At 64.2% G+C, this 25,124-nt stretch carries 14 protein-coding genes and 1 pseudogene; 7 read left to right on the top strand and 8 right to left on the bottom strand.

All coding sequences use genetic code 11. The features are described from left to right. Positions 1–7: 7 nt before the first annotated feature. Positions 8–979, bottom strand: coding sequence for a DUF2169 family type VI secretion system accessory protein (locus O0S08_RS00135; protein WP_269036877.1), 972 nt, complete (start codon positions 977–979; stop codon positions 8–10). Between the two features lie 46 nt (positions 980–1,025). After that, entirely contained in the window at positions 1,026–3,305 is a 2,280-nt protein-coding gene (locus tag O0S08_RS00130; protein WP_269036876.1) for a type VI secretion system Vgr family protein, read from the bottom strand. 382 nt (positions 3,306–3,687) lie between these two features. On the opposite strand from O0S08_RS00130, the gene tssC reads away from it, so the two are divergent. From tssC to O0S08_RS00115, 3 genes are all read left to right on the top strand, one after another. Then, a complete protein-coding gene (tssC, locus tag O0S08_RS00125; RefSeq protein ID WP_269036875.1) occupies positions 3,688–5,211 on the top strand; it encodes a type VI secretion system contractile sheath large subunit in 1,524 nt (507 codons plus the stop codon). A gap of 200 nt (positions 5,212–5,411) precedes the next feature. Continuing rightward, positions 5,412–6,722: a hypothetical protein gene (locus tag O0S08_RS00120; RefSeq protein ID WP_269036874.1), complete on the top strand. Its 1,311-nt coding sequence runs from the start codon at positions 5,412–5,414 to the stop codon at positions 6,720–6,722. Between the two features lie 358 nt (positions 6,723–7,080). Further along, a complete protein-coding gene (locus O0S08_RS00115) occupies positions 7,081–8,496 on the top strand; it encodes an RICIN domain-containing protein (protein WP_269036873.1) in 1,416 nt (471 codons plus the stop codon). A gap of 77 nt (positions 8,497–8,573) precedes the next feature. Here the strand turns inward: O0S08_RS00115 and O0S08_RS00110 are convergent, their stop codons facing one another. After that, positions 8,574–10,316, bottom strand: a complete 1,743-nt coding sequence (locus tag O0S08_RS00110) for a DUF1554 domain-containing protein (protein ID WP_269036872.1) — start codon at positions 10,314–10,316, stop codon at positions 8,574–8,576. Positions 10,317–10,661: 345 nt separating this feature from the next. After that, positions 10,662–10,763: a pentapeptide repeat-containing protein gene (locus O0S08_RS51185; protein ID WP_371879591.1), complete on the bottom strand. Its 102-nt coding sequence runs from the start codon at positions 10,761–10,763 to the stop codon at positions 10,662–10,664. Positions 10,764–11,726: 963 nt separating this feature from the next. On the opposite strand from O0S08_RS51185, the pseudogene O0S08_RS00105 reads away from it, so the two are divergent. The 4 genes and pseudogenes from O0S08_RS00105 to O0S08_RS00090 form a co-directional block, all read left to right on the top strand. Then, positions 11,727–11,990 (top strand): annotated as a pseudogene (locus O0S08_RS00105) (DDE-type integrase/transposase/recombinase); the annotation flags it as partial. Between the two features lie 28 nt (positions 11,991–12,018). Beyond that, complete coding sequence (locus O0S08_RS00100; protein WP_269041931.1) at positions 12,019–12,477, top strand: integrase core domain-containing protein; 459 nt, start codon at positions 12,019–12,021, stop codon at positions 12,475–12,477. Positions 12,478–12,590: 113 nt separating this feature from the next. Beyond that, a complete protein-coding gene (locus O0S08_RS00095) occupies positions 12,591–15,743 on the top strand; it encodes an ATP-binding protein (RefSeq protein ID WP_269041930.1) in 3,153 nt (1,050 codons plus the stop codon). A 3-nt stretch (positions 15,744–15,746) separates the two neighbouring features. Further along, positions 15,747–17,471 carry a response regulator receiver domain gene (locus O0S08_RS00090; protein ID WP_269036871.1) on the top strand — a complete coding sequence of 575 codons (1,725 nt, stop codon included), beginning with the start codon at positions 15,747–15,749 and terminating at the stop codon, positions 17,469–17,471. Between the two features lie 65 nt (positions 17,472–17,536). On the opposite strand, the gene O0S08_RS00085 is transcribed toward O0S08_RS00090, so the two are convergent. From O0S08_RS00085 to O0S08_RS00070, 4 genes are all read right to left on the bottom strand, one after another. Then, entirely contained in the window at positions 17,537–18,370 is an 834-nt protein-coding gene (locus O0S08_RS00085; RefSeq protein ID WP_269036870.1) for a hypothetical protein, read from the bottom strand. Between the two features lie 916 nt (positions 18,371–19,286). Continuing rightward, on the bottom strand, positions 19,287–20,825 hold the full coding sequence (locus O0S08_RS00080; protein WP_269036869.1) for a DUF8727 domain-containing protein: 1,539 nt from the start codon (positions 20,823–20,825) through the stop codon (positions 19,287–19,289). Between the two features lie 210 nt (positions 20,826–21,035). Continuing rightward, positions 21,036–22,175, bottom strand: coding sequence for a DNA cytosine methyltransferase (locus tag O0S08_RS00075; protein WP_269036868.1), 1,140 nt, complete (start codon positions 22,173–22,175; stop codon positions 21,036–21,038). Between the two features lie 3 nt (positions 22,176–22,178). Continuing rightward, complete coding sequence (locus O0S08_RS00070) at positions 22,179–25,034, bottom strand: Z1 domain-containing protein (RefSeq protein ID WP_269036867.1); 2,856 nt, start codon at positions 25,032–25,034, stop codon at positions 22,179–22,181. Between the last annotated feature and the right edge of the window lie 90 nt (positions 25,035–25,124).

The following is a 25,124-nucleotide window of genomic DNA, read 5'->3' as shown; positions in this document are numbered from 1 at the left end:
GGGCCTCTCAGTCCGGCTCGACGAGCCCGAGCGTGCAGTGGCGCCGCTGGTGCGGCGTGACCACGTAGCGGAACGAATAGCGGTAGGTGAGGAAGACGCGGCGGGCGTCGGCGTCGACGCCGATCTGGTCGAGCACCGGCGTGCGCTCGCCGCCGTCGTCGCCGATCTGCACGCGCACGCGGAGGTCGATGCGCGGCAGGGTGAAGACCAGCGGGCCGTCCTCGCGGACACCGCGGACGACCACTGGATCGCCGGGAAGGGCGCGCGGGGCGATCATGTTCGGGAAGGCGTCGTTGAAAAAGCCGGGCCTGATCCGGCGGACCGCGCCGGTGGCCTCGTCGAGCTCGAGGCCGCGGCGCACCCGCGGGCCGAAGTGCTGCGGACAGGTGCCGGTGCCGACGGGCTCGGGGCGGTCGTCCCAGGCGCGGATCGGTGCGGCCGGGTCCTCGAGGTTGGGCAGCAGGCCGCCGTGCGCCCGCGACCGCTCGAGGTAGAAGCCGCGACCTTCGGGGTTGTCGGGGTACGCGACCTCGAGGCCGTCCCACTCGTCGGCGCCGCCGTAGGCGCGCGCGAGCGTCAACGGCACCTCGCACACGGGCTCGGGGGCGGACGGCACGAGGCCGGTGACGCCGCTCCGCCACACCCGCTCGCCCCAGGCGACGAGCGCGGAGCGCCAGCTGCGACCGACCTCGACCCCGACGTCGATCCGCGGCACCGCGCGCCCGCCCTCGCTGCGCGCGGCGCCGAAGAGCATGACGTCGACGCCGTCGCGGACGAACCGCTGGTCGCTCGCCATCGGCCCGAGCGGGCCCTGATACGGACCCGCCGAGACCCCCCAGGGCTGCTCCGCCGCAGGGCGCAGGCGACCGTCGACGATGTCGTGAGTGACGCGGACGATCACGCCGGCGAGGACCCGCTCCTCGTCGATGCAGCCGCGGAACAGATGCGCGGGGTACGGCGTGAAGTTCTGCAGCTTCATCGCGGGCGACTCCGTTTCACAAGACCGGCGGCGAAGAGCTCCATCCTCAGAAGAAGCCGCCGAGGGCGTTGCCCATGTTGACCGTGACGAGCGAGCCGTCGATCGTCACGGTGCCGCCCGTCGAGATGCTGATCCCGCTCGGCGACAGGGTGATCGACGAGGCGCCGGCGGTGAGGGTGATCGTCGCGGCGCTGACCGTGAGGGCGCCGGTGACCGTGAGCGTGTCGGTGCCGCCGACGGCGGTGGTGCGCATCCCGGTGACGCCGAGGGTGTGGTTGGCCCCGACTGTGACGATGGCGTCGGCGCCGATGGTCGCGGCGACCATCATGCCTGCGTTGTAGATCGTGCTGCCGATCACCGTGACGAGCTGGTCGAGGCCGACCTCGATCGTCTGCGTGCCGAACACCTGGACGTGCTGGTTGCCGCCGACTGCCAGGGCGTTGTCCATCGCCACCGCGCCGAGGTGGTGGCCCATGACGCTGAGCGTGCGGTCGCCGCCGACGACCGTGTCCTGGCCGCCGGTGACCGTGACGCGCCGGTTGGCGTGGACCGTGGTCGTCTGGTCGCCGCCGATCGTGTTGATCTGGTTGGTGCCGATCGTGCTGGCCTGGTTGAGGCCCACCGTGTTGACCTGGTTCTGACCGATGACGTTGGTCTGGTGCTGGCCGACGACCAGGCTCTGGTCGACGCCCACCTTCATCGTCTCGTTGTTGCCGACCGACGCCGAGCGATCCACCAAAACGTCTTCGCTCTGGTTGTTGCGCACGATGAGCGCGTCGTCGCGGCCGACGTCGCGGGTGGCGTCCTGGAGGACCACGGTGTTCATGTCGAGCTGGGCGTGGATGAACACCTCCTCGGCGCCCTTGGCGTCCTCGAAGCGGAGCTCGTTGAAGCCGCCGCCGCCCGGCGAGGACTCGCTCTTGATCGTGCTCTTGGTCTTCTCGTCGGGCAGCGGGTACGGCGGCGTGCGGGTGCCGTCGTAGATCCGCCCGGTGATGATCGGCCGGTTGGGGTCGCCCTCGATGAACTCGACCAGGACCTCGTGACCGATCCGCGGGATGAACATCGCGCCGAAGTTGGTGCCGGCCCACGCCTGGCTGACGCGGACCCAGCACGAGCTCGTCTCGTCGAACGGCGCGGCGCGGTCCCAGTGGAACTGGACCTTCACGCGCGCCTGCTCGTCGACGTAGATCTCCTCGCCCGCGGGGCCGACGACCGTGGCGGTCTGCACGCCGCGGATCGACGGGATCGCGGTGACGCGCGGCGGCCGATACGGGGTCTCGGTCGGCAGCGCGACGAACTCGTTGTCGTAGACGAGCTCGGCGTCGGCGTAGACGATCCGCGGCTGCTCGCCGCGGTGGACGATGCGGATGACGTGGTAATCGCCGTCGAGCTCGCCGCGCATGTGGCCGGCGAGGGTGAAGGAGTGGCCGGGGACGAGGCGGGCGCAGTCGCTGGTGCCCGTGGCGATCTTGCCGGGGGTGCGCGCCTCCTCCAACCGGACCTTGGCGCGGGCGGCTGCGAGGCCCGGGTCGCGCGCGCCGACCGGGGCCTCGTAGAGCTCGAGCTGGCCGTAGTCGCGGCCCTGGTCGCGGGCCTCCACGTTCTGCGAGGCGTACAGGTCGTAGTCGCGGACGACCACGCCGCCGGGCACGATCTGCCGGCCGAGCGAGAACTTCTTCACGTGCTCGCCGCCGCGGATCTGCTCGTCGATGCGGAAGGAGAGCGTCGGGTCGCCCTCGATCTTGACGCGCCCGGTGTTGACGTCGGACAGCACCACGGTGTGCGCGGATTCGCCGTGCTCGAAGTAGAAGGCGATCCCGTCCTCTTCCATCAGCCGGCGGATGAACGCGAGGTCGCTCTCGCGGTATTGCACGCAGTAGTCGCGCGGCGCGTAGCTGCCGGCGAGGCGGGCCTGGAAGGCGACCCCGGCCTCCGACAGCACCGCCTGCAAGATCGCCGGCGTCGTCATCTTCTGGAAGATCCGGCTGTTGCGGCGGAACTGCATCCGCCACATCGTCGGCACCAGCGTGATGCGGTAGGTCGAGCGCGGCGGGACCTCGCCGGCGTAGTCGGCGCGACAGATGATGCCGTGGACGGTGCGGGGGCTGCGGTCGACCCCGGCGAGGCGCAGGGCCGCGGTCGCGCCCACCAGCTCGTCGACGTCGACGTAGCGCGAGGCGACCTCGATCTTGAACTCGTAGAGCTCCGAGACGGCCTCGACGCCGGAGAAGCGGGTCACGAAGTAGGGGTTGGACGAGCCGTCGACCTCGAAGCGGGCCGAGTTGCCGCCGATCATGCTCGCGGCGAGCAGTTCAGACTCCACAGGGTCTCCTCCGGCTCCTCATCGCGGACGAGCAACGTAGCAAGCGCGCTGCGGTGAATTCAAGGATCGCGGTTCCCGCGAATGTGTGCGCATCTACTTTCCTATGTTTAATTCGCGCCGTCGCTTTTCCTATGTTTAATTCGCGCCGTCGCTTTTCCTATGCTTAATTCGCGCCGTCGCGTTTATGCACTCACGCGCGATTCATCGCAGCGAGCTCTGCGATACGGTCAGAATCTCGGCGCGACGTCGAATCGGGGTCAGGATGATACGAATGTTCCGGCCAAACACGCGCACGCGGCGGCGCTGGACACCGCGGCCGCGCGTCTCTACGATGCCGTTAAATGGTGGGTGGGCGTTCGCCTGCGCGCGCGAGGGGGCTGAAATGACGAGTGGTGGCGGGAATGATCAGGGGCCGAAGGGGACGCTGCTGTCGGAGCTGCTCACGGTCAGCGGGGTCGGACCGCGCGGGAGCGACGGCTACAAGCTGGTGCGACAGGGGACGCACCGGCTGCTCGACGATCTGCTGCGCAAGGCCGACGCGGGGGCGCGGAAGGTCGATCGCCAATTGGTGGAGGCGATGATCACCGAGATCGATCGGCGGATGTCGGCGCAGGTCAGCGCGATCCTACATCACCCGCGGGTGCAGCAGCTCGAGGCCGCGTGGCGCGGAGCGCGTTACCTGATCGATCGGATCGACTTCGAGCAGAACATCGGCCTCGATCTGGTCCACGTGACGAAGGAGGAGCTGCGGGTCGACTTCGAGGACGCGCCCGACATCACCGGCTCGGGGCTCTATGAGCTGGTGTACCGCCGCCAATTCGGCACGCTCGGCGGCAAGCCCTACGCGGTGCTGTGCTCGACCCACGAGTTCGGGCCCGACGGCGACGACGTGGGGCTGCTCAAGCAGTGCGCGGCGGTGGCGGCGATGGCCCACGCGCCGATCCTGGTCAACGCGGCGCCGGCGATGTTCGGCCTGTCGTCGTTCACCGAGCTGCCGAAGATCAAGGATCTGCCGGCGCTCTTCGACGGCGGCAAGCACGCCCGCTGGAGCTCGTTCCGCGACAGCGAGGACGCGCGCTTCGTCGGCGTGTGCATGCCGCGGTTCCAGCTCCGCTACCCCTACGGCGAGCTGGTGCACGTCCCGGAGGATTCATCGGAGTACGTGTCCCCGGCCCACCGGCCCGACGCGCCGGTGACGTCATTCCCGTACGCCGAGGACGTGATCGATCACCACGAGCGCTACCTTTGGGCGCCGGCGTCGCTGGCGATGACCGCGCGGATTGCCGACAGCTTCACGCGCTACCGCTGGTGCCCCAACATCATCGGTCCCCAGGGCGGCGGGGCGATCCACTTCCTGCCGCTGCACATCTACGAGCAGGGCGGACACCTCAAGACCAAGAGCCCGACCGAGGTTTCGCTCGACGATCAGTGGGAGCGCGAGCTGTCCGAGCAGGGGTTCATCGGCCTGATATTCCGCAAGCACAGCGCCAGCGCGGCGTTCCTGTCGGCGAACTCGGCCCACCGGCCGAAGCTGTACCCGCGGACGCCCGAAGGCCAGGCCGCCGCGCGCAGCGACGAGGTCGGCTCGCGCCTGCCCTATACCTTCGTGATCGCCCGGATCGCCCACTACATGAAGGTGCTGCAGCGCGAGCAGATCGGCGCGTGGAAGACCCGCTCCGACCTCGAGCGCGAGCTCAACGACTGGCTGCGCGGCTACGTCTCGGACATGCCGGACCCGCCCCCCGACACGCGCGCCCGCAAGCCGCTGCGCAGCGCGCGAGTGACCGTCACGGAGGTCCCGGGCCAGCAGCAGTGGTTCCGCTGCGCCCTGGCCGTCGTCCCCCACTTCTCGCTCGACGGCCTGGCGGTCGAGCTCGGGCTGGTCGGCAAGCTCGACCGCACGTGAGAAGCTCGTACGATCTCACCTTTTGGGGCGTGCCCATCGATGCATGAAAGAAAGGCTCGCCTCCGCTCGTAAGTGCTCCGCGCGACTCGGTGGATTGTCCACGAGGCGGCGGTGGTTCATCCCCCCCATCGATATTGCAAGCCCGGTCACGTCGACCCGTTTCGCGTGAGGATGTCCGCCCTGGTATCGTCTTCGCGCGTATGTCGTTTCAAATTAGCCGCTCTCTCACCGTCGTTCTCCTCCTCGCCGCCTGTCCGGGCGGCAATGCCACCACCTCGGCCACCGAGACCGGTGGGGCCTCGACCACCGAGACCACGACCGACGAGGCCACGACCCCGGGGTCCACGACCGCCGAGCCCACGACCACCACGAGCGCCGAGCCGACCGGTACGACGAGCACCGGCGCGACCACCACGAGCTCCACGGGCGAATCGACCACCGGCCTCGATTGCAGCGAATCGCGCCTGATCGCGCGCTGGGAGATGCCGGAGCCCACCAAGTGCTTCGGCATCGCGATGGACGACAGCCAGGCGATCACCGTGCTCGCCGGGGAGTCGAACTCCGACTCCTACCGCGCCGAGCTCCACCGCTTCGTCGACGGCGAGCCGGCGTGGTCGGTGGTCCACCCCCCGCAGTACAGCTTCGTCCGCCCGTTCGCGCTCGCGGTGCGCGGCGACGGGGTGGCGGTGATCGCCGGCTTCGCCGCCGATCCCACACCCGGCAGCTTCGAGTTCTTGCCGTGGACGGCCGCCTACGACGCGACCGGGGCGCTGCTGTGGGAGCACATCGACAGCACCAACATGTGCGACTCGCCGCCCTGTCGTCAGGGCCGGAACCAGGGGGTCGTCGTCACCGCGGACGGCGAGTTCCTGGTCGCCGGCGAGCGCGGCCTCTACAAGGACTTCGCGTTCGACATGACGGGCGTGCTCCGCCGTTACGACGCGGCGATGGGCGAGATCGACATCGCCGAATTCCCGATGCCCTACAACTTTGACGACGACATGACCAAGGGGCTGGCCCTGCGCGCCGACGGGGGTGTGGTGATGGTCGGCCAGAGCTCGCCGACGCCGATCCAGAACGATCTATGGGTGGCCCGCCTCGCCGCCGACGGCGCCCTCGAGGCGATCGACACCCTCGACCTGGGCAAGCAAGAGGAGGTCGAACACGTGGCCGCCCTGTCCGATGGCTCGATCGTGATCACCGGCATCACCGACATCGGCGGGGACTTCTTCGCCGCTCGCCTCGACGCCGCCTTGACCATGCTCTGGAGCGAGGAGGTCGGCTGGTACGGCCAGGTCGTCGCCGGTGCCGACGATGCGGTGTTCGCTGCGACCGAGGAATATCGCATCGTCGAGAAGTTCACCGCCGACGGCAATCCCCAGTGGGCGGACGATCCGTGCCTCGAAGGCGACGGCAGCGCGGCCATCGGCCTGTCTCCGGACGGCGCGCAGCTCCTCGTCTGCCGCACGGACGACGAGGTCACTGTCGTCGAGATCTACGACGCCACTTGACGCCGACGCGCGCGCTCACGGCCGTGCCCGCGGTCTTACGGCGTCGCTCCGGCCGTTCAAGCGGGCCTGGTGAACGCTCAGTGAACGCTCGCGGGCACGAGCGCGCGCGTCGGGTCCGCTGAAAGCCGAGGCCCTGCCGCGTCGGCCCGTGGCACGACGCTTGCTCAACGGGGCGACGGAGCAGACGCGGAGCGCCTGGCGATACGAGGAGTGCACCTTCATCCCTCGCAAGCGCGCGGGCCGGACAATGAGCGCATGGGTCTCGCCGGTCGCGAGACTCGCGGCATTGACGGTAGCGACTTGAAGTGGTCGCGCGCGGGGCTCCGCGAGTGGTTCGATCGATCCAGAAGGAGTGAACATGCCTGAAATCGTGGAGTATTTCTACATCCTTTCGAAGGCTCGTGGTCCCGGCAACGTCGCCCTGGCGCTCAGCGCCTCGCCGACCGGGAACGGCGACATCGTGGTGGCGACGCACTCGTATCAAGACGAGCGACAGATGTGGGAGAAGCGGCTGCGTCAGGCCAACAACACGACGGTGTTCGGGCTGGTGAACAAGTCGACCGGCACCTGCCTGGCGCGAGCATCGGCGGACAACGGCGCCTCGTTGCAGCTGGTGCCGGCGACCAGGATCCTCAGCGACGATCTCGCCGCCTGGCAGGACGACACCGTGCAGGGGCAGTACAACGCCCTGGCGTCGCTGCAGGACTGGGAGCAGAAGATCAACATCTTCGGCGACGGCCCGTACGCCAGCGGCTCCCGCTGCATCTCGTGGCACTGGGACGGCGGCTCCGAGAACGAGCTGTGGCGGTTCGCCTCGGCGAACCGGGAGATCGCGCTGAAGCGCATCGAATTCCTGCTGGACCAGGGCAAGGTGGTCCAGATGCCGCCGAGCGTCTTTTATCGCACGCGCCTGGTGAACAACACCACGCAGGAGCAGGAGCAGACCTTCCAGTACGCGACGTCGAAGACGAAGACCGAGACGTACAGCGCGTCCGCGGGGTTGGAGCTGAGCGTCGGCTATCAGGTCGAGGTCTCGGCGCCGGTCGGGCTCAAGACCACGCTGACTCTCGGCGCCAAGGTGACGACGACGATCACCTTCGGCCGGACGGAGGAGACCAGCGAGTCGGTCACGTTGACCTCGCCCGTCAAGGTGCCGGCGAACTCGGCGGTCAAGGCCAACGTGATCATGCAGCACTCGCAGATCGACGTGCCGTTCCGCGCGGTCTACGACGTCACGTACGGCGACGGGACGAAGCAGGAGGTCGTCACGAACGGCATGTACAACCAGGTGTCGTTCTACAACGTCGAGTCCGAGTTCTTCCCGGAGAAGCCCGGGCTGCCGAGCCTGCCGGCCGACGGCGTCTACAAGCTCATCAACAAGCACGGCAAGTCGCTCGACGTCAACGGTGGGGCGACCGCGCCGGGCACCGCGATCATTCAGTGGCCGTACGGGAACGGCGCCAACCAGAAGTGGGAGCTGCTCTACCAGGGCGAGGGCTGCTACAGGCTCGTGGCGAAGCACAGCGGCCTGTGCCTCGACGTGTCCGGAGCCGGGGCGACCGACGGCACTCCGCTCATCCAGTGGCAGTGGCACGGCGGCGGCAACCAGCTGTGGCAGCTCGTCGCCAACGACGACGGCACCGTGCGCCTGCAGAACAAGCTCAGCGGCAAGGTGCTCGACACGGATCAGGGCCAGTCGACCGACGGCGCGGTGCTGGTCCAGCGCAGCTGGAACGGCAGCGCCGGCCAGCGCTGGGCCTTGACCCTGGCGTGAGCGCGAGGGGCCGGCCTGCGCCGTTCCGGTTGCCTCGGCGCAGGCCGGCCCCTCGAGCGCGGATGTGTGCGCCGAGCTCACGGCTCGAAGCAATAGAGCCTCAGCCCGAAGGAGCACGCCTCGCTCGTCTGGCTGGTCCAGCCGCCGTTCGTGTAATCCACGCGGCCGGACCGGCCGTACCCCGAGGTGCTGGTCCAGTTCTGGCACGTCGAGGAATGGAGGCTGCCGTCGGCGTTGAGGCCGGTCCAGGTATTGCCCACCGCGATCGACTGGCCGTATTCGTTGACATGGATCGTGGCGGTCAGGTTGCTGGTCAAGAGGGCCCACGTCGACGGGGCGACCTCGACGCCGTCGAGGCGGACGTAGCTCTGGAGCACCAGCGGGAACCGATCGGCGGGCACGCTCGAGGCGGTGCCGATCCACGCGTCCCAGGTGCCGCCGAGGTCGGCCGCGTCGGCGCGGGCCTGACACTTCGCCTGCGCGCCGGCGAGGCCGCCGAGGTTGCCGTTGTAGGTCGTGCTGGTGACGAACACCCGGTGGGGCCAGGTGCAGTCGGCGTTGCAGAGGCCGTTCTGCTCGGTGTCGCCGTCGTCGCAGTCCTCGCCGGGCGCGACCACGCCGTCGCCGCAGACCGCCCCGTTGCACTCGAGGTCGCACGGCTGGCCGGGGCCGTTGTCGGGGCCGAGGTCGCACTGCTCGAACCCCGGGCGGACGAAGCCGTCGCCGCAGAAGAACTCCTTGCAGGCGAGCGTGCAATAACCGCTGTTGTCATTGGCCCACCAGCCCTGGTCACACTCCTCGCCGAGGCTCGGCTGGACGAAGCCGTCGCCGCAGCTCGGGAACGCGCAGTTTTGGTTGCAGCCGTCGTCGGCGCCCTCGGTGAGGCCGTCGTCGCACTCCTCGCCGACGTCGACGACCTCGTTGCCGCACCACTCGGCGGTGCAAGTGGCGCTGCAGCCGTCACCGCCCTCCGCGTCGCCGTCGTCGCACTCCTCGAAGTAGGCCTGATAGCCGTCGCCGCACACGTTCAGCATGCAGTGCTGGAGGCAGGCCTGGTCAGGGCCGTTGAGCGGCCCGTCGTCGCAGGTCTCCCAGCCGTTGTCGCCCGCGTCGTGGACGAGCCCGTCCCCGCACGTGGCGACCGCGCAGGCCAGCGTACAGTCGCCGTGGTCGCTGTTGGCCGCCCCCTCGTCGCACGCCTCGCCGGCCTGGACGAAGCCGTCGCCGCAGGCGGCCACGGTACAGCTCGACGTGCACGCGTCGGTGTCGATCGCGTTGCCGTCGTCGCACGCCTCGCCGACCTGCACCTCCCCGTCGCCGCAGCTGGCCGCGACGCAGTCGTTGCTGCACTCGTCGGCGTCGTCGTCATCGCCGTCGTCGCAGCCCTCCATCGCGCCGACGAAGCCGTCGCCGCACACCTGCAGGGTGCACTCGGGGGTGCACGCCGCGGCCTCGCCGTTGTCGTCGCCCTCGTCGCACTCCTCGCCCGCGCCGAGGTCGCCGTCGCCGCACACCTGCGACGTACAGTCGACCTTGCACGCCGCGCCGGCGGCGTTGTCGGGCCCGTCGTCGCACTCCTCGTCAGGCCCGGGATCGCCGTCGCCGCAGGTGTTGACCGCACAGTTGCTGCGACACGCCGCGTCGGGCCCGTTGGCCTCGCCGTCGTCGCATTGCTCGCCGGGCCCGAGGATCCCGTCGCCGCAGCCGCCCGCCAGGCCGTTGACGTTCACCGTGATGTCGACCGTCGAATCGCAGCCGGCCACCAGCGCGCTCGCGACCAGCCACGGACCTACACACGCAAGCCTCTTCGTGTTCATCATGATGTCATCGCTCCCCGATCGTGATCGAGTCGACGGGGTATAACCGCGAGGGTCGCCGCCCGCATTCATGCGACCGGCGCCCGAACCTCACGAATCGCCGCACGTGCACGCCAGGCGCGGCCCTGCTATCGCGCGAGGGCCGGGCGGCTTCGCCCCGCGGACGTCCGCGATTTCGCGGGAATAGTCGCAGCGCGCGGCAGGTTCCTCTCCCCGACCTCGCTCCGCGACTCTACAGACCCCCGACAACGACCATTGCGCTCGTGATGCCCGACGCGCCGATGCGGCGGCGGTGACGAATCCGACGATTGTCAGGCCTGCAACAACTCGCTCGACGGCGTGTGAACCTCACTCGATGAGACACGCATTGTCGAACTTCGAGCCGCGGAGAGGTGCGCCGGCGAAGCTGATGCCCTCCAGATATGCATTGGTGAAGTCGGCCTGCTCCAGCGTCGTCGCCTCGGCGATCGTGGTCGAGCCGCCGAACAGCGACGCGAACGTCGTCGCCGTCCTGCTCGGTCTCGACGGCGGCCTCCGCTCTTCAGACCGGGAGCGACTACGTCGATCGTCGCCGCGGCAGCTCCAGCGCGATCCATTCCTTGGAGACGTCGGGGAGACGCGCTTCCGAGCACTCGCAAGTGCTCGGAAGCTGGGATCGAATTCGCCTTTATCTCACTGCTCGAAGCAGTCGAACGCGGACTTTCTCAACCCATTGATCACGCTCGCAATTTCGCCGAAGCCCGCGTAGATTCTCACGAATTCGCTCGTACTTCGAGAGCCCGCCAGTCCCCAGGACTCGCGGGCTTCGACCTGCGTCGTGGAGACGTCGAGGAGACGCTCTAGTTTCGGCCAAGCCGTTCGCCCTCGCTGCCCACTGGCATACGGACCTGCCCGAGGGACACGGATCAGTATCGAGCACGAGCCCAAGCCGGTCCACACCGTCCTGGTGATCGCGCTCGCCGTCGGCCAGGTCGCGGTGTCGGCGTTGACTGTGAAGGCGAAGTCGCAGCGATCGAGCGTGGCGCCGCTGAGGCGGCGCCGTCGAGGTCGGCGTACAGGAAGGGCGCGCGCTGGACGAGGCCCGAGAACACCGCGCCGTCGAGCTCGAATTGCTCGGGGATCCCGCTCGCGACGATCGAGCCGTCCGAGAAGCCTTGATCGCGCAAGCGGACGATCTGTCCGCGAAGACAGGTCTAGCCCGCGCGTGCGAGGCGCTGGGCGTCGCGCGCGCGACCGTGTACCGCCGTCGCCGCCCCGCGCTAGCGAGGTCGGCAGCCGCCGCGGGCGCTGAGCGTGGCAGAACGCCGGGAGGTGCTGGACCTGCTGCACAGCGAACGCTTCGTCGACAAGGCGCCCGAGGTAATCGTGCCGACGCTGCTCGACGAGCAGCGCTGGCTGTGCAGCGCGCGGACGATGTATCGCCTGCTCGCCGCCGAGGGCGAGCGCCGGCGGCAGCGGCGGCACCCCGAGTACAGGCGCCCCGAACTCCTGGCGACCGCGCCGAATCAGGTGTGGTCGTGGGACGTGACCCGGCTGCGAGCAGCGACGAAGGGCCAATGCTACTACCTGTACGTCCTGCTCGACATCTACAGCCGCTGCGTCGTCGGCTGGGCCCTGGCGCGCCGCGAGACCGCGGACATCGCCACGCGCCTGATCCGCGCCGCCTGCGACAAGCAGGGCATCCGACCTGACCAATTGACCCTCCATGCCGATTGCGGCGCCGTCCCCACGTCGCGAGCTCGCCGACCTCTACGAAGCCCTGGACGCCCGCCGCTCGCTCAGCCGGCCCCACGTCAGCGACGACAACCCCTACTCGGAGGCCCACTTCAAGACCCTCAAGTACACCCACGACTACCCCGACCGCTTCGCTTCCTACGACGACGCCCACGCCTTCTGCGTCCGCTTCGTCGACGGCTACAACCATCACCACCGCCACTCCGGCGTGCATTACGGCCGCACCGAGGCCATCCTGTCCGTCAGGACAGCGCCTCCACGCCGCCTACGAGGCCCCTCCCGAGCGCTTCGTCCGCGGAAAACCCACACCACGCCGGCCTCCCGCCGCGGTCTACATCAACCCTCCGCGCCGTCCCGAACGCGGCCTTCGCGAGTCCGAGGTCCACATCCTCTCGCGGTCGTGACGCTCGTGTGGCCCTGGCACGTCTGACCCGAGCGCGCATGAAGCGTGCTCGGCGGCGACCCGCTGGCCAGGCGACGGCAATCCTGGGCGCCCCTACGGCGGCCGACATCCCCTCCCGACGGACCCAGACGCCAGCGCGCATGACCGCCGTGCTCGCCCAGGTTGCCGGAGACGCCGACCACCTCGTCATCGACCCGGCGCCTCGCGGCCGCTTCCGCCGGGAGCGGCCTGCGCACAATGCGCAGACGGCCCTTGTTCCGCTTGACGGCGAACGCGCAGCTTGCGACGCTCCGTGGGGTGCCGCTCGTCCATCTGCCGCCGCGGGGTCTCGGTTGATCTCCCTGGTGCCGTTTCGCACGCGAGCTCGAACCGTCGATCACCTCGGACGAGAGCAGATCGCGGACGCACCTACTGCCGTCAGCGAACTCTGGAAGAATGCATACGATGCGTATGCAAGGCGGGTCGAGCTCCATATCTTCGACCCCCGCGGCAAAAATTCGCGGCCTGTGGCTGCGATCGTCGACAATGGGCACGGGATGAGCCGGGACGAATTTGTCGAACGCTGGCTCGTCCTCGGCACTGAGGCCAAACTCGCGGAGACCGAGGTCCCTGTGGCCGACCGGAACGGCCTCCCGGAGCGCGTTCGCCAGGGCCAGAAGGGGATCGGTCGCCTCTCGGTGGCCGCTCTCGGACCGCTGACGCTGGTGCTTACCAAACGCACTCACACCACGGTGACCGCTGCACTAGTCGACTGGCGTCTGTTTGAAAATCCCTATCTCACGCTCGAGGATGTATTCATCCCGGTCGAGGAGCTCGTCACGTTCAATGAAGCCGCAGTCAAGAAACGCTTCGCCGCGATGATGGACGCTTTGATCGACAACGTCTCGGCCCGCGGCGGCGAGACTGCGCGGAATCACCGAGTGAATGCGGCCTGGGAGCGGTACGATCGCCAATTTCACGAGAAGGGACTTCCGTTGCCGTCCGAGCGGATCGCGGAGACGCTGATAGCCTCGTGGATCGAAGCCCGTCACCTGGAGGTGTGGGGAGTATGGCGCGAGGAGAGCAAGCACGGCACGGCACTGTTCATCCTCGACCCTCATCGCGAGCTTACCGTCTGGGCTGAGCCGAAGGGCAGCGATGACGAGGCGACTTTTGAGGCAAGCGAGGCCAAGCTGCTCATGGAGCGCACGCTGAGCCGATTTACAGACATCTTTGCGGACCCGGAGGGCGATCTGATTCACTACCGGGCGGTCGTACACCGAGGTAATGCCGAGCAAGAGATCGTCGGCGACGAGCACGACTTTGGCCTGGATGATTTTCATCAGCTCGAACACTTTGTGGAAGGACGGTTCGACGAGAATGGCGTCTTTTCCGGCACGATCCGGTTTTTCGGTCGAAACGCTGAGCCAATCCTGTACCCACCCTCCGCTCCGGTACCGCGGAAAGGCAGCGGATATGTTGGACCTTTCAATTTCCTGATTGGTACCTTCGAGCAGGATCCGATATCGTCCACGCATCCGCGCGCCAAATTTCCTCAACTTGAGTCCTCGGCAGAGAAATACAGCGGGATCGCGCTCTACCGGGACAATCTCCGAATCATGCCCTATGGTCGCCCCAACTCAGATCTTTTCGAACTGGAGAAACGGCGCTCACTGCATGCCGGTCGCGAATTTTGGTCACACCGTCGTTCGTTCGGCCGGGTGGCGCTGTCCTACCGGGACAACCCGAACCTGCGCGACAAGGCCGGTCGAGAGGGCCTGATCGACAACCAAGCCCGGCGGGAACTTCAGCGACTTATCATCGAGCTCCTGCGCCATACTGCCAGGTATTACTTTGGGACCGACTCCGACAACCGTAAGCGCTACCTTCCGGAGATTGAGGCGAGAAACGAGAAGGGTAAGGAGTCGGACGAAAAGGCGAAAACGAAGCGTCACGCGGAATTTCGAACCGCGCTCAGGAAGAAGTTTCCCGAACTCGCTAAGGCTCAGGCGTCGCTAGTCGATGTGCTCGGGCGTCTCGAACGGGCCCTCAAGCAGAAGAAGATTGATCCCGCCCTCGGCCGTGAAATCGAGGAGCTCGTGGACGCAAAGGGAGACCTGCGCCTACCACCGAAAGCCGCGCAGCTGACAGGCAAGCTCGAAGCCGATTACCGCAAATTTCGCGATCAGTATTCCGACCTGTGCGCCTCGATCGACGATCTACAACAGCGCTGGAACCAGGCTTTGGAGACGTTCGGACCCCGCTCCGCGGAGAACCAGGCCAAGGCCTCGCTCGAACGCAATAGGCAACACATCGAGAGTAAGGTCGCCGAATGGCTACGACAAGCCCAAGAACTATTGCGTAATGAGCTCGCACGACGCCAGGAGCAGGCGAGAGGCGATATTGCGCGCTACGCCGAAGAAGCGACGCCGGTGCTTGCGAGCCTGCGCGACGGCTTGCTGAAACTTTCCACCGTGCTCACCCGCCTGGAGTTGCTCAAAGACGCCAGACTGACGGAGCTCGAGCCGCGGTGGACCTCCTATATCCGTACGCTTGAGCAACTCGCCGAAGATATCGACGTTGACGAGGCTCTGCGCTACAATAACGAGCAGCGCGTCGAACTCGAGCAAAGAGTCGAGCAAGTCTATTCGCTTGCCCAACTGGGGATCGTGGTCGAGATCATCGGTCACGAGCTGAACGAATTGGATGCGGAGCTTCGCCGCCACCTGGGACGTCTGCCGAAAGCGGTGCAGGCGACCGAGCCGTTCAAGAGCGCCATGACGACCCAGCGGAAGCTGGTCGATCAACTCCGGTTTCTAGCGCCGATGCAACTCGCCGGCAGACGTTTGCGTGAAGAGATCACCGGTGCGCAGCTCTACGAGTACGTACAGACCTTCTTCGCCGGCACACTGGAGGCTCGGAAGGTGAGCCTGAGCGCGACCGAGGAGTTTCAGAAGGTCCGGATCAGCGAGTACCGATCACGGCTCCAGCCCGTGTTCCTCAATCTAGTGAACAATTCGCTGTACTGGATCGCACAGAACAAGCCCGGAGCCGCGCGTGAGATCCGCCTGACCATGGTGGCGGACGCGATCATCGTCGCGGATAGCGGACCGGGTGTCGATCCCGACGATGTTCCCCGTCTGTTTCAGTTGTTCTTCTCCCGCAAAACCGAGGGCCGTGGTGTCGGCCTGTACTTGTGCCGCATGAATCTTGAGATGGGTGGGCATTCGATCGCGTACGCCGAAGAGGCTCGCCATCGCGTACTCGGCGGTGCCAACTTTGTGATCCGCCTCAGCGGTATCAGGACCGGATGAACGATGAACCCACAGCAAAAGAAAGCGTACATCGATCCCATTCGTACCGTCATGCTCGTAGACGAGCAGTTCCTGAATGTCGCTGAGATGGCGCAACTCTTGGAACCGCCGACGAAACCGCCAGGCTCCGCGGAGCTGTCTGTGGGGGCCGAACTGTGGAAAGCGTGTCATCAGCGTCGCTGGGCCTGCGATATCGAGAAGGGTCCGTTTAATTCGGATGCACTTGCGAGAATCGAGCGCTGCGATCTGATTGTCCTGGACTACCACCTGGATGGCACGGATGACCCGACCCAGTCGCTCAACATTCTGAAGCAGCTCGCAGATTCGCCAGGCTCCAATCTTGTCGTCGTGTACACGAACGAGCCGCGTCTCATGGACGTAAAGCTGCGAGTCGCGGCAACTCTCCGGGGCGCTCGCGATGCGTTCGACGAGAAAGTCACGGAGACGCTCGATGACCTCGAATCGGGTGACGCATTTTCCCAGGCCAACATCTGGCAATTCCTGGCGCTCGACCCTGCCTATAAAGAAGAGATCGGTGGCAGACTGAAGGGAAAGGTCGACGAGGCCATCCGTAAAGATGTGATTGACGGGCTCATCGAGAGATACCTGGCCGAAGAGTTGGGCGCACCGACCGGTTCCGTACGAGAGATCTCTTGTTCCAGGACCGAATCAGATCCCCATTGGGTCCACTGTGGCAACGTTTTCGTAGCTATTGTGGGCAAGCCTGAGGCCCAGGGCGGTGCCGTTATCGCCAAGCTCGAGCGTGCTATCGAAGACTGGGATCCGCCCCCACTTGTGACCACCATGGCGTATACCCGTCATCGTATCGCGGAAGGGGGCTTCAAGATGGACGTTAAGTTCCTTTCGGAGAACCCAGCCTTGCATGCGGGGTGGCTGCACCGGTCGTCGAGCCGGGGCACACGCGAACTGGTGGAGCAGGTGCTCTTTGAGAGTGCAGATCGAGTCCTGGACGATGTCGCAACGTTCTCGCAGTCGCTCGCTCTACCGTCAGGGTCGGGAAAGGAAGAATCAAAATTTGCGGCGGCCCGCAGGGCTGCGCGAGCCCCAAGTAGCATTAGCGACCGCGACGTCTGCCTGGCGCTAAACGCGTTCCTTTGCAGCGAGAAATTTGCGCGCGACCACGTGACGACAGGTACGGTCTTCCGCGAGGTCGGAGGGAGTAGAGATGTCTACTGGATCTGCGCGACACCCGCATGCGACATGGTTGTGCGGCCGAACGCTCAGAAGGTAGCAGAGGCGGGGAAGGTTTCGCGAGAGCCGGCAAAGAAGGCTTCACCAGAAGACAAGCCGCCGCGCTGGGTCAAGGAGTTGGAGAGCGGCTCGATCCGCGCCGTAATGGTGCTGCGAGGGATCGCCGTGCCTGACGCTGGACTCGACAAGTGTCTTACCAACGCTACGAAGCTCAAGCACATTTTCCTGCACGACGTGGGTTTGGAAGAAGACGGGGTGGCGCCGCTTCGTGCGATCGAGGTTCTCGCAGAAGATCTCTCAGTCGAGCAAATGTACGCGGCGGACCTGGCTATCGTTAAGAACAGGCGTTTTCGCGTGTTCAGGGTCAGCGCGGATCAGGGGAAGGTCGAGCTAAAGGGTATCGAGATGATGGTTGTGGGGCAGCTACGCAAGCAGTACGCGGCAAGGCTTCTTCAGGCGAGCGGGCATCATGGCTCGCGGATTGGGATCGATTTCGAGAACCTGTTTTTCAAGTAGACGAGCGTTACCAAGAGTCGTGTCCTAAGGACACCTATGGCCCGCGGCAGGTCTGGATGCGGAACCTAAGTTCCATCGGCACGAACGTTCGGTTGCTCGCAAAGCCAAGCCAAGGTGTTTACAATCTGCCCGACGCATTGAACTGCGGCATCGCTTGGGCATCCGTCGAGTTCTGGAGCAAATGGGAGCAGGATTACCTGGCGCTCTGTTGCTATCTTATGCACACCGAGATCCTCGACTACACATGGCACTAGTACAAAAGAACAGCCTAGGCTGCAAGCCCAAGGAATTTTCCCATCGTCAACGTAGAAGATATTGTTGGCATACTCGCTTGCAACCTTACCAAGTTTCTTTGTTATACCGGAGGGATGATTTGGATCTCCAAAAACTGCGTCACCAACCGCAAAGGCTGTACGTCCTTCTCGTTCTACTCGAAGAATATAGTCCGGACTATTGGTCTTCAAGCAGGTTACATAAGTGCCGGCCACCTGTCGAGCTTGAGCATGATAGAGCGCTCTCTGCTGTTTAGTCAATAGAAGCCTATCGTGGTTTGGATGAAGAGAGCCGTCCAGTGTCGTCACGGCGGGCGCGAAACTCCAGTACAACCGAGTGTTCTCACGAGAGAAGGCCCACTCGATACGGTGCGGCAGCTCGAACAGGCTTTCGTGAACGTCGTGATCATTGATCCGGGTGGGGACGTCCTGGCGAAAGCCGAGCTCTCGGAGAACCTTAGCAAGCGCCAGTGCGGCCCATAACTCGTAGAGGCGCGACGTCGTGCGAAGGGGCAGGAGCGCGAGGCCGAGCTCCCGAAGTTCAGAGCAAGACTCGTCGAGAAACGGACGAGCCTGAGCGCGCGCAAGGAGCGCCAGGCCAGGGTTGCGGCGGATCGCCGGGGTCATCGCCCAGCTCCCACCAACATCGCGAGTTATTAGACTTCGAAGGACACGGTCGATCGCGGGACGCTGCGCGAGAAGTAGACCTCGGAGGACCGGTAGGCGTGCGGCGTCGTCAAGGAGGTCGGACTCGGGCTCTCTGTCTCTCCCACTCGCGGCGCCCCGTTCCCTCATGAGACGCATGTCCTCACCAAAAGCGGCGACGAGGCGCTCCATCCCAGCTTCGAGCTGCCGAAGAAGAGCCTGAATTTGGCTCTGACGCATCCGGGCCCAAGCGACGACGACGCGATTCTCAGGGATGTCATAGTCCCGACCTCTATTGGCCTGGCCAGGGACGGGTTGGCGGCTCGGATGGCGGCAAGGAGCAACTTCCCATCTCGGCATTGCTACTGCCGCGCTCGCCGCACGAAGCTCAAGTTCCATGTCCTTCAGAAGACTGGCGGCTTGGTGACGTGGCGAGCGCATTCTGGGGTCAATGCGGGCGCGGGGTCTAGCCAGGCCATCTGCGGTGGGGCCGAGTTCGCTCCAAATCGCACCGGGAAACTGTTGGCTAATCGTGTGGAGGATTTGCATCCCTTGAGCCGCGGAGAGGAGCCGACCCGAATGCATGAATGCCCGAATCGTGATGTGAATCGGGTCTTCGAGTCGGAGAATGAACAAGCCAATGCGCCGATCCCGCGCAAACTCATTAGGATCCCCCCACGGTGACCAGCTCCACCAAGAGAGGTGAGAAGCTAGCGATGCGAGCCTGTCCTGTTCTAACTGCGGGGCGCGGCGGACTGTCCCGTGGCTGCTGGAGCTACAAATGCGCACCGAACTCGTGCTTGAAACGGCGAAGAACACGTAGGGCTCGCCGTCGGTAAGCTCGAGGTCTTGGCCGGCATAGGGGAGCGCCTGAACATTCTCTTCTATGTATACCTGGCTATCCCCAGAACGAGACAAAGCCAAACTCCACACGATTCTGCATTGCCTTAATGTGTCGAAGGCTACGTGGCCAGCATTGTCTTTCAAACATTTCCGCGAGTGGATCCAGGAGGCGACGGAGTTGGACCACTTCACCGCGCAGACGAGGTAGGATTCGACCGGCGATAGCTCGATCAAGCGCATGCGCGCGTGTCATGCCGCCGAGGTGATCCTCTCCAATTTGATGATGGTGATACATGTACGCGCAAATGTCGATAATTGCACGACGCGAAGGGCTTAGGCTCTCGTGAATGATCGAGGGGTTGGTTAGTGCATAGTTGTCGAAGATATTAAGGACGCCCCCGAGTTCTTCCGGGACCTCAAGGCTACTCGGAATGTCGCTCCATCGCGACCACGTTTGAGACGAGATACGGTGAGTAGGGGGTAGTAGTAGGGGGTAACGCACTTGCCTCGTGCGAAGCAGTTCAGCAGGTTCGATGAGAAAAGCACGGTCGATGATCTTGTCGGACGGAGGACGCGAGCTTTCGTCGATATTCAGTGTTGCAAATGTCAGCAAACGTGATCGTCCGAGGGCATCGACTGGAAGTCTAAGAGGCTCATTCCGATGACGATCAAGCGGGATCTTGGAGTCAAGTGCGCTGAAGTAGCGGGAAAGATAATACTCGGGTCGAGTAAGATTGAACTCGTCGAATAGCGCAACCTGCAAAAGATCGGGGCATGCATTACCGCGAGCGCATAGACGCGGGAGCAGACCACTATGGGCGTCGAGCATGGCCTCATCACTAATCCAATGAGCCTGGATAGCTAACCATAGGAGCGTCTCGTCATCTGCGTCACACCCTAACAGACCGGCATAAAAGCTGGCCAACGTGGTCTTACCAAGCCCAGGCGGGCCGGCTAGAAGAACTACGGGGCGCGTGATCGCAGCGAGATGAACGGCGGGAAGTACATCAGCAGGAACGCTGAGGCAGAATTCCTCCGCAAGTTGGCGTGCCATGGCGACGAACTCGGCTTGAGTGATCTCAACAGGATGGCGGGGTCGAAGCAGAGGCGATGTGCGATGGGGATCGGGCGACTCATCCTTTCGGGGACTCTCCGCGTCATCCCGGTCCGACGAACCAGACCTGGCGGCAATGCTCTCGCACGCGTCAATGGCGGGGTGCTCTGCTTCACCTGTGACGGCGTCACGAATGAGATCGTAGATCCGCGGCGAGCAGTGTGAGAGATAGCCTCCTTGGCGAAGGTGGAGTTTGTTATCGCCCATTTTTACAAATGGATAGTACCGGAAGGCAGTACTGCTCATGTCTTCGCTGATTGACGCCTGGTTCGTGTCTAAAAATTCTCTGAGGGGAATCGAGCGAGAAAATGGAGTATAGCCTTTCAAACCTATCCAGTAGTATGCTGCTTGGTTAGCCCATTTTCCCGCTTGAGGAGGCTCATCATGACGTTCCTGACACGGAATATCCACGAAAGAAAACCCTGCGAGCTCCCTGTCCACTGAGTGTAATACGAGATCCCCGGCCTGTGCCTCTTTCATCGTCCTATACCGTTCGGCGCCGCCGGCATCCCGCGATGGACTCCAGAGACATTCACCCAATCCCCAACCGGGTCCTCCCCGTTTGTTCTCACTCAGGGTAATTTCGAGCCAGACGTTTGCGGGTGCACCGACCGGAAGGCGACCCGCAGCGGAGCGGTGAGAAGGGTTGAGGGGTTCGTTCGGGAGAGCTTCCTTAGCCATTCGAATCGCCTATTGTGCGTAGCTTCCAGGATCCTCGCTCGCAGGAGGGGTTGTTGGCGCGAAGCTCTGCTCGCGCGTGCGCTCTAGCGAGTGCGTGAGCTGCCGGCGGGAGGCTGATAGTTGCCGAAACAAACGCTTGGCGAGTGCCTGTCCGAGCCTCACGGGTACCGCGTTCCCGACCTGAAGGGACTGGGACTCGATACCCCCACAGAATTCCCAGTCAGCGGGGAAAGTTTGAAGCAGCGCGGCTTCACGCACCGTCAAGCCCCGGTGCTGCATGGGATGGATGAAGCGGCCCTTGGAGGGGTTGGTGCAGCCTCCCGTAATGGTTGGCGCCAGACATTTGCCGACAATCCTCCCATACACGTCGTAATGTCCGGAGTGCCCCTCGTGGCACGAGAGCACCCTCGTACCGTCGCGCCAGGCTCCGCCTTCGGGAATGGTCCGCAGGTACTCGACGATATGGGGTCGGTGACTGCGCGCGCGATGCATGGGGTCGGAGGGGCAACCCTCCCCGGCGGCCAGCGCGGGTAGGTGGCCGATGGTCTCCATCACGGAGGGCGGCGTCCCCGAGCGCCTCCGCGGCATGCCGACCGGCTCGGCGTCCTTCGGTACTCCGACGACGAACAGGCGACGACGGTGCTGTGGAACGCCGTAATCCTCGGCGCATAACTCATGGGCCGTCATCCGATAGCCATGGCGGAGCGCCGCGGCCTTAATGGATCTCCAGTATTTGCCGCGAGCTGCAATCTGGAGGTTCGGTACGTTCTCGAACACGAAGACGCGCGGCTTGAGGATCCCGATGATCTTGAAGTATTGCTGAACAAGGCTCGTCCGGCGTCCCTGGCGCCGAGCCTTGAGACGTGCCGGTGAGAAGTCCTGGCACGGAGGCCCTCCGATCACGACATCGATCTGCCCGGGACCGAAAGACTCCAGGGCTTCCGTCACGGAGGAGTGACAGATATCTTCTGCATAGAGCTTCGTGGAGGGAGAATAACGAGAAACGAACGAACGCTTGTAGGAGGCGGCAGCGTCTGGGTCTTTCTCGACCGCGAGAGCGATGCGAAACCCTGCGAGATGGAACGCGAGAGACAGCCCCCCCGCGCCACAGAAAAGGTCGATTGCGGTAAGCGAGCGCGCTCGGGGCATGAGTTACTTGTTTGCAGCGGTAGGAATGACGGGTTCGCCGGCGAGATCGCTGCGATGAGCGACCCACTGGGTTAGCCTAGGCCGTGAGCCGGTGGCTTGAAGGGGAGCCGCCAGCGACATGAGGATTACCAAGTCTTCCGGTGCCGAAGAGATTAGCTCACCCTTGGCCCGGCCGGCTGCGGGATCCGAAGTGAGATAGACGAGGACCGCTCCCCGAGTGCGTACCCCGCAGTACTTGGACGCCGACGGGTCGTCAAAGTCGACAGCGACGCCAGCGATTCGTTCCGCAAGCGGACGATGCTTGGCGTCGCTTCCCACAAAGCCGATGCGGGGGGACTCGCGCCGGCTTCGCATGATCACTTGTGCCCGGCCGGGAACGTTCTCAAGCGAAATTTCGGCAAGAGGTCGAGACGCCTGGGGCCAGATCACCGCCCAGTCCGTAACACGACCCGAGGTTGTGATGTCCCGGAAGAACTTGAGGTCGGGTGCGAATTTCTGCTGGAAACTTTCGTGCCAGATCATCGAGTCCAAGATTCGTAGCAGATCGCGCGCACCGACAAGTCCAATTCGCGCCGAGAATGACTGGACGCCGGTGGGAGAGCGGTAGCGGAACTCTTCGCTTGTCCGAGCCGCCTGGAGGAGCGGCAGCTGGTGTGTGAAATTCTTCGCCTTGTCGATGCCTTTGTCCGTGTCGGGGTGATTGTAGAAATCGCGGATTTTCCCTCCTTCGCCTCGGGTAACCAGCCTTGCGTTGAACATCTTGTTGTGGGCGGTTGGCTTGATCCACGGAAGGTGTTGAGTGACCAGTGGTGGGATCTGCCACGGCTCGATCAGTGGACGGCCATCATCGTCAAATCCCTCATACTGGCGAAGCTCGGCACGGAAGCTCTCTTCGTCGAGCATCAGGTTCTCAAAAGCTTTGTACAAATCGACGGGAGCACGCATAATGTAAAGGCGCACGAGATCGCGATAGCCGCGTCGAAAACCAAACCAGCGTCCCGCTTGCATCAAGGTGTCGGCGTGTTTCGCGGTGCGCCGAAAGAAAGATACGGTTAGGCCCTCAACAGTGAAACCACGACTCAGCTTGGTTCCTCCGATCAGGATTCGCCAGATGGATGCGTTGTCGAAGTCGAGGCGCTGCTGTTGCTTTTGGATGTCTGCATCCGAATTGACGATCAGCAGAGGGTCGTCCGCTGCGCAAATTCGGCGGACGGTCGTGGCGACATGAGGAGCCATTGCTTCGAAGGATGGCGGAATTGCCGAATTTTCTTCGGCGCGAGCGAAGCACACGTTCCGAAAGTCTTTCTCCCAGAGTGCACGAAGGCGCTGCACTCCCGCGGGCTTGTCATATTTGCAGTCATTCCATACTTCACGGACCAGCGCGCTCTGATCTCGATGTTCGTCTGTCTTGGTCGATTCATGCACAAGCATCGTGTGATGCTTGTATGAGACGTGCCCTTGAGTCTCGCGATAGATCTTGATCGCGCCTGCGAGTACAAATGCGTCAATCGCCGCTTGAAGCTCGGCTTTGCGCTTCGGGAGCTCGCTCGGATCGGCCGTAAGGTCTCGCACGTGGGCCCACTGATTCCATCCGTGGTAGGGTTGAGGATTGTCTTCGTCGGGGGAGGCCGTGAGGTCGTGAAAGTCCGATACACCCATGTATTCCGGCGGTTTCGGCAAGGAGATCAAGAAGTTCTTGGGGAACAAATCTTGAGCATCGTCGGGATTTATGAACACGTTGGCAAACGGTGTCGCGGTGTAGCCTACATATTGGCCGCGCGGGAGGATTCCGAGAATGTCGGAAATAACCTTGTTGATGGCGGTACGTGTCGGTGCACTCTTCGGCCGCTTGGTATTAACAGAGGCGAGGTCCGACTCATCATCGATCAGCAAGGCCGGAATCTGGCCCAAGGTTTGGCGCAACGGCTGGAGGTCTTGCTCGAGCTTTTTGAGTACCGCTCTGTTCTTCTTGACGACCGCCAGCATCGCGTCGTGGGGGAAGAGGTTGCTAGGGTGATGGAAAGGCTTGCTCGGATCGCGCAGATGGAGGCGGACTCGAGAGAGTCCCTGACGCAGGCGCTTGTAATCGTCGTGGTGCAGCGTCAGTCGCTCGATCGCCGGGTGGCCCCGGCGCCAAAAGTCCTCGCCGTGCTCGATAAACAGGCGTTCCCAGTCAGGATCAGCGGCGTAATCGACTTCGTCGTCGACGGAAGAGACACCTCGCGTGATGTTCTCCTTCCCAACCAATTCCATGTCCAGGCGCCGCTGAGTTTGGGAACGGAGAAGTTCAATGGTTCCCGTCATCACGATGATGAGCCGGTATCCTGCGTCGATCGCCTTCGCTATAACGCCCGTGAAATTGGCGGTTTTGCCGCTTTGCACGTAGCCGACGACGAGGCCCTTGGACTGATAGGCATCTCTTCGTGTGGGATCGGAGATCCGTGTTACGATCTCGGTCGTGGCCTCGTCGAGTGCGGCTAATGCTGCATTATCCCAACCCTTTCGGCGAAGATAGGAGGAGTAGTGATTCCAATAGAAATTGCCTGTCGCGCGGCGATCCGCCGTATACCAGGGTTCCCAGGCGCCGGAGATCACTGTGGCGCGTTCGTGAATGATTGGATTTACCGAGTCGAGGAGTTTACGGGTCTCGGACCCGAGCTGAAGCTGATCGTAGATCAAGGTTCGGCGCGCGGTGGTTCTGCCCGGAGGAACCTGATCCGACCAGTTGGGCTGCCGCTCGGCATCCCACTGCGCGAGAAGTAGCCCAAACTGGCGCAGGGTGTCGTCTCCCGGCTCGGAGTCTCGGATGTATTGACAGAACTCGGAGTCTGATGTCGGTCGTCCGAGTAGTGCGTTCATGAGGGGGTAAAGGGGTCGTGGACCGACACCTTGAAGTGCGGCGAGAGCGCCGCGGAGAGCTGGTGGAAACGAGGCGGACGCTGCCATATT

It is taken from the genome of Nannocystis punicea, assembly GCF_026965555.1.
Classification (GTDB): Bacteria; Myxococcota_A; Polyangia; order Nannocystales; family Nannocystaceae; genus Nannocystis; species Nannocystis punicea.
The sequence above is the reverse complement of the archived record's forward strand: the minus strand, read 5'-3'. Positions and strand labels throughout refer to the sequence as shown.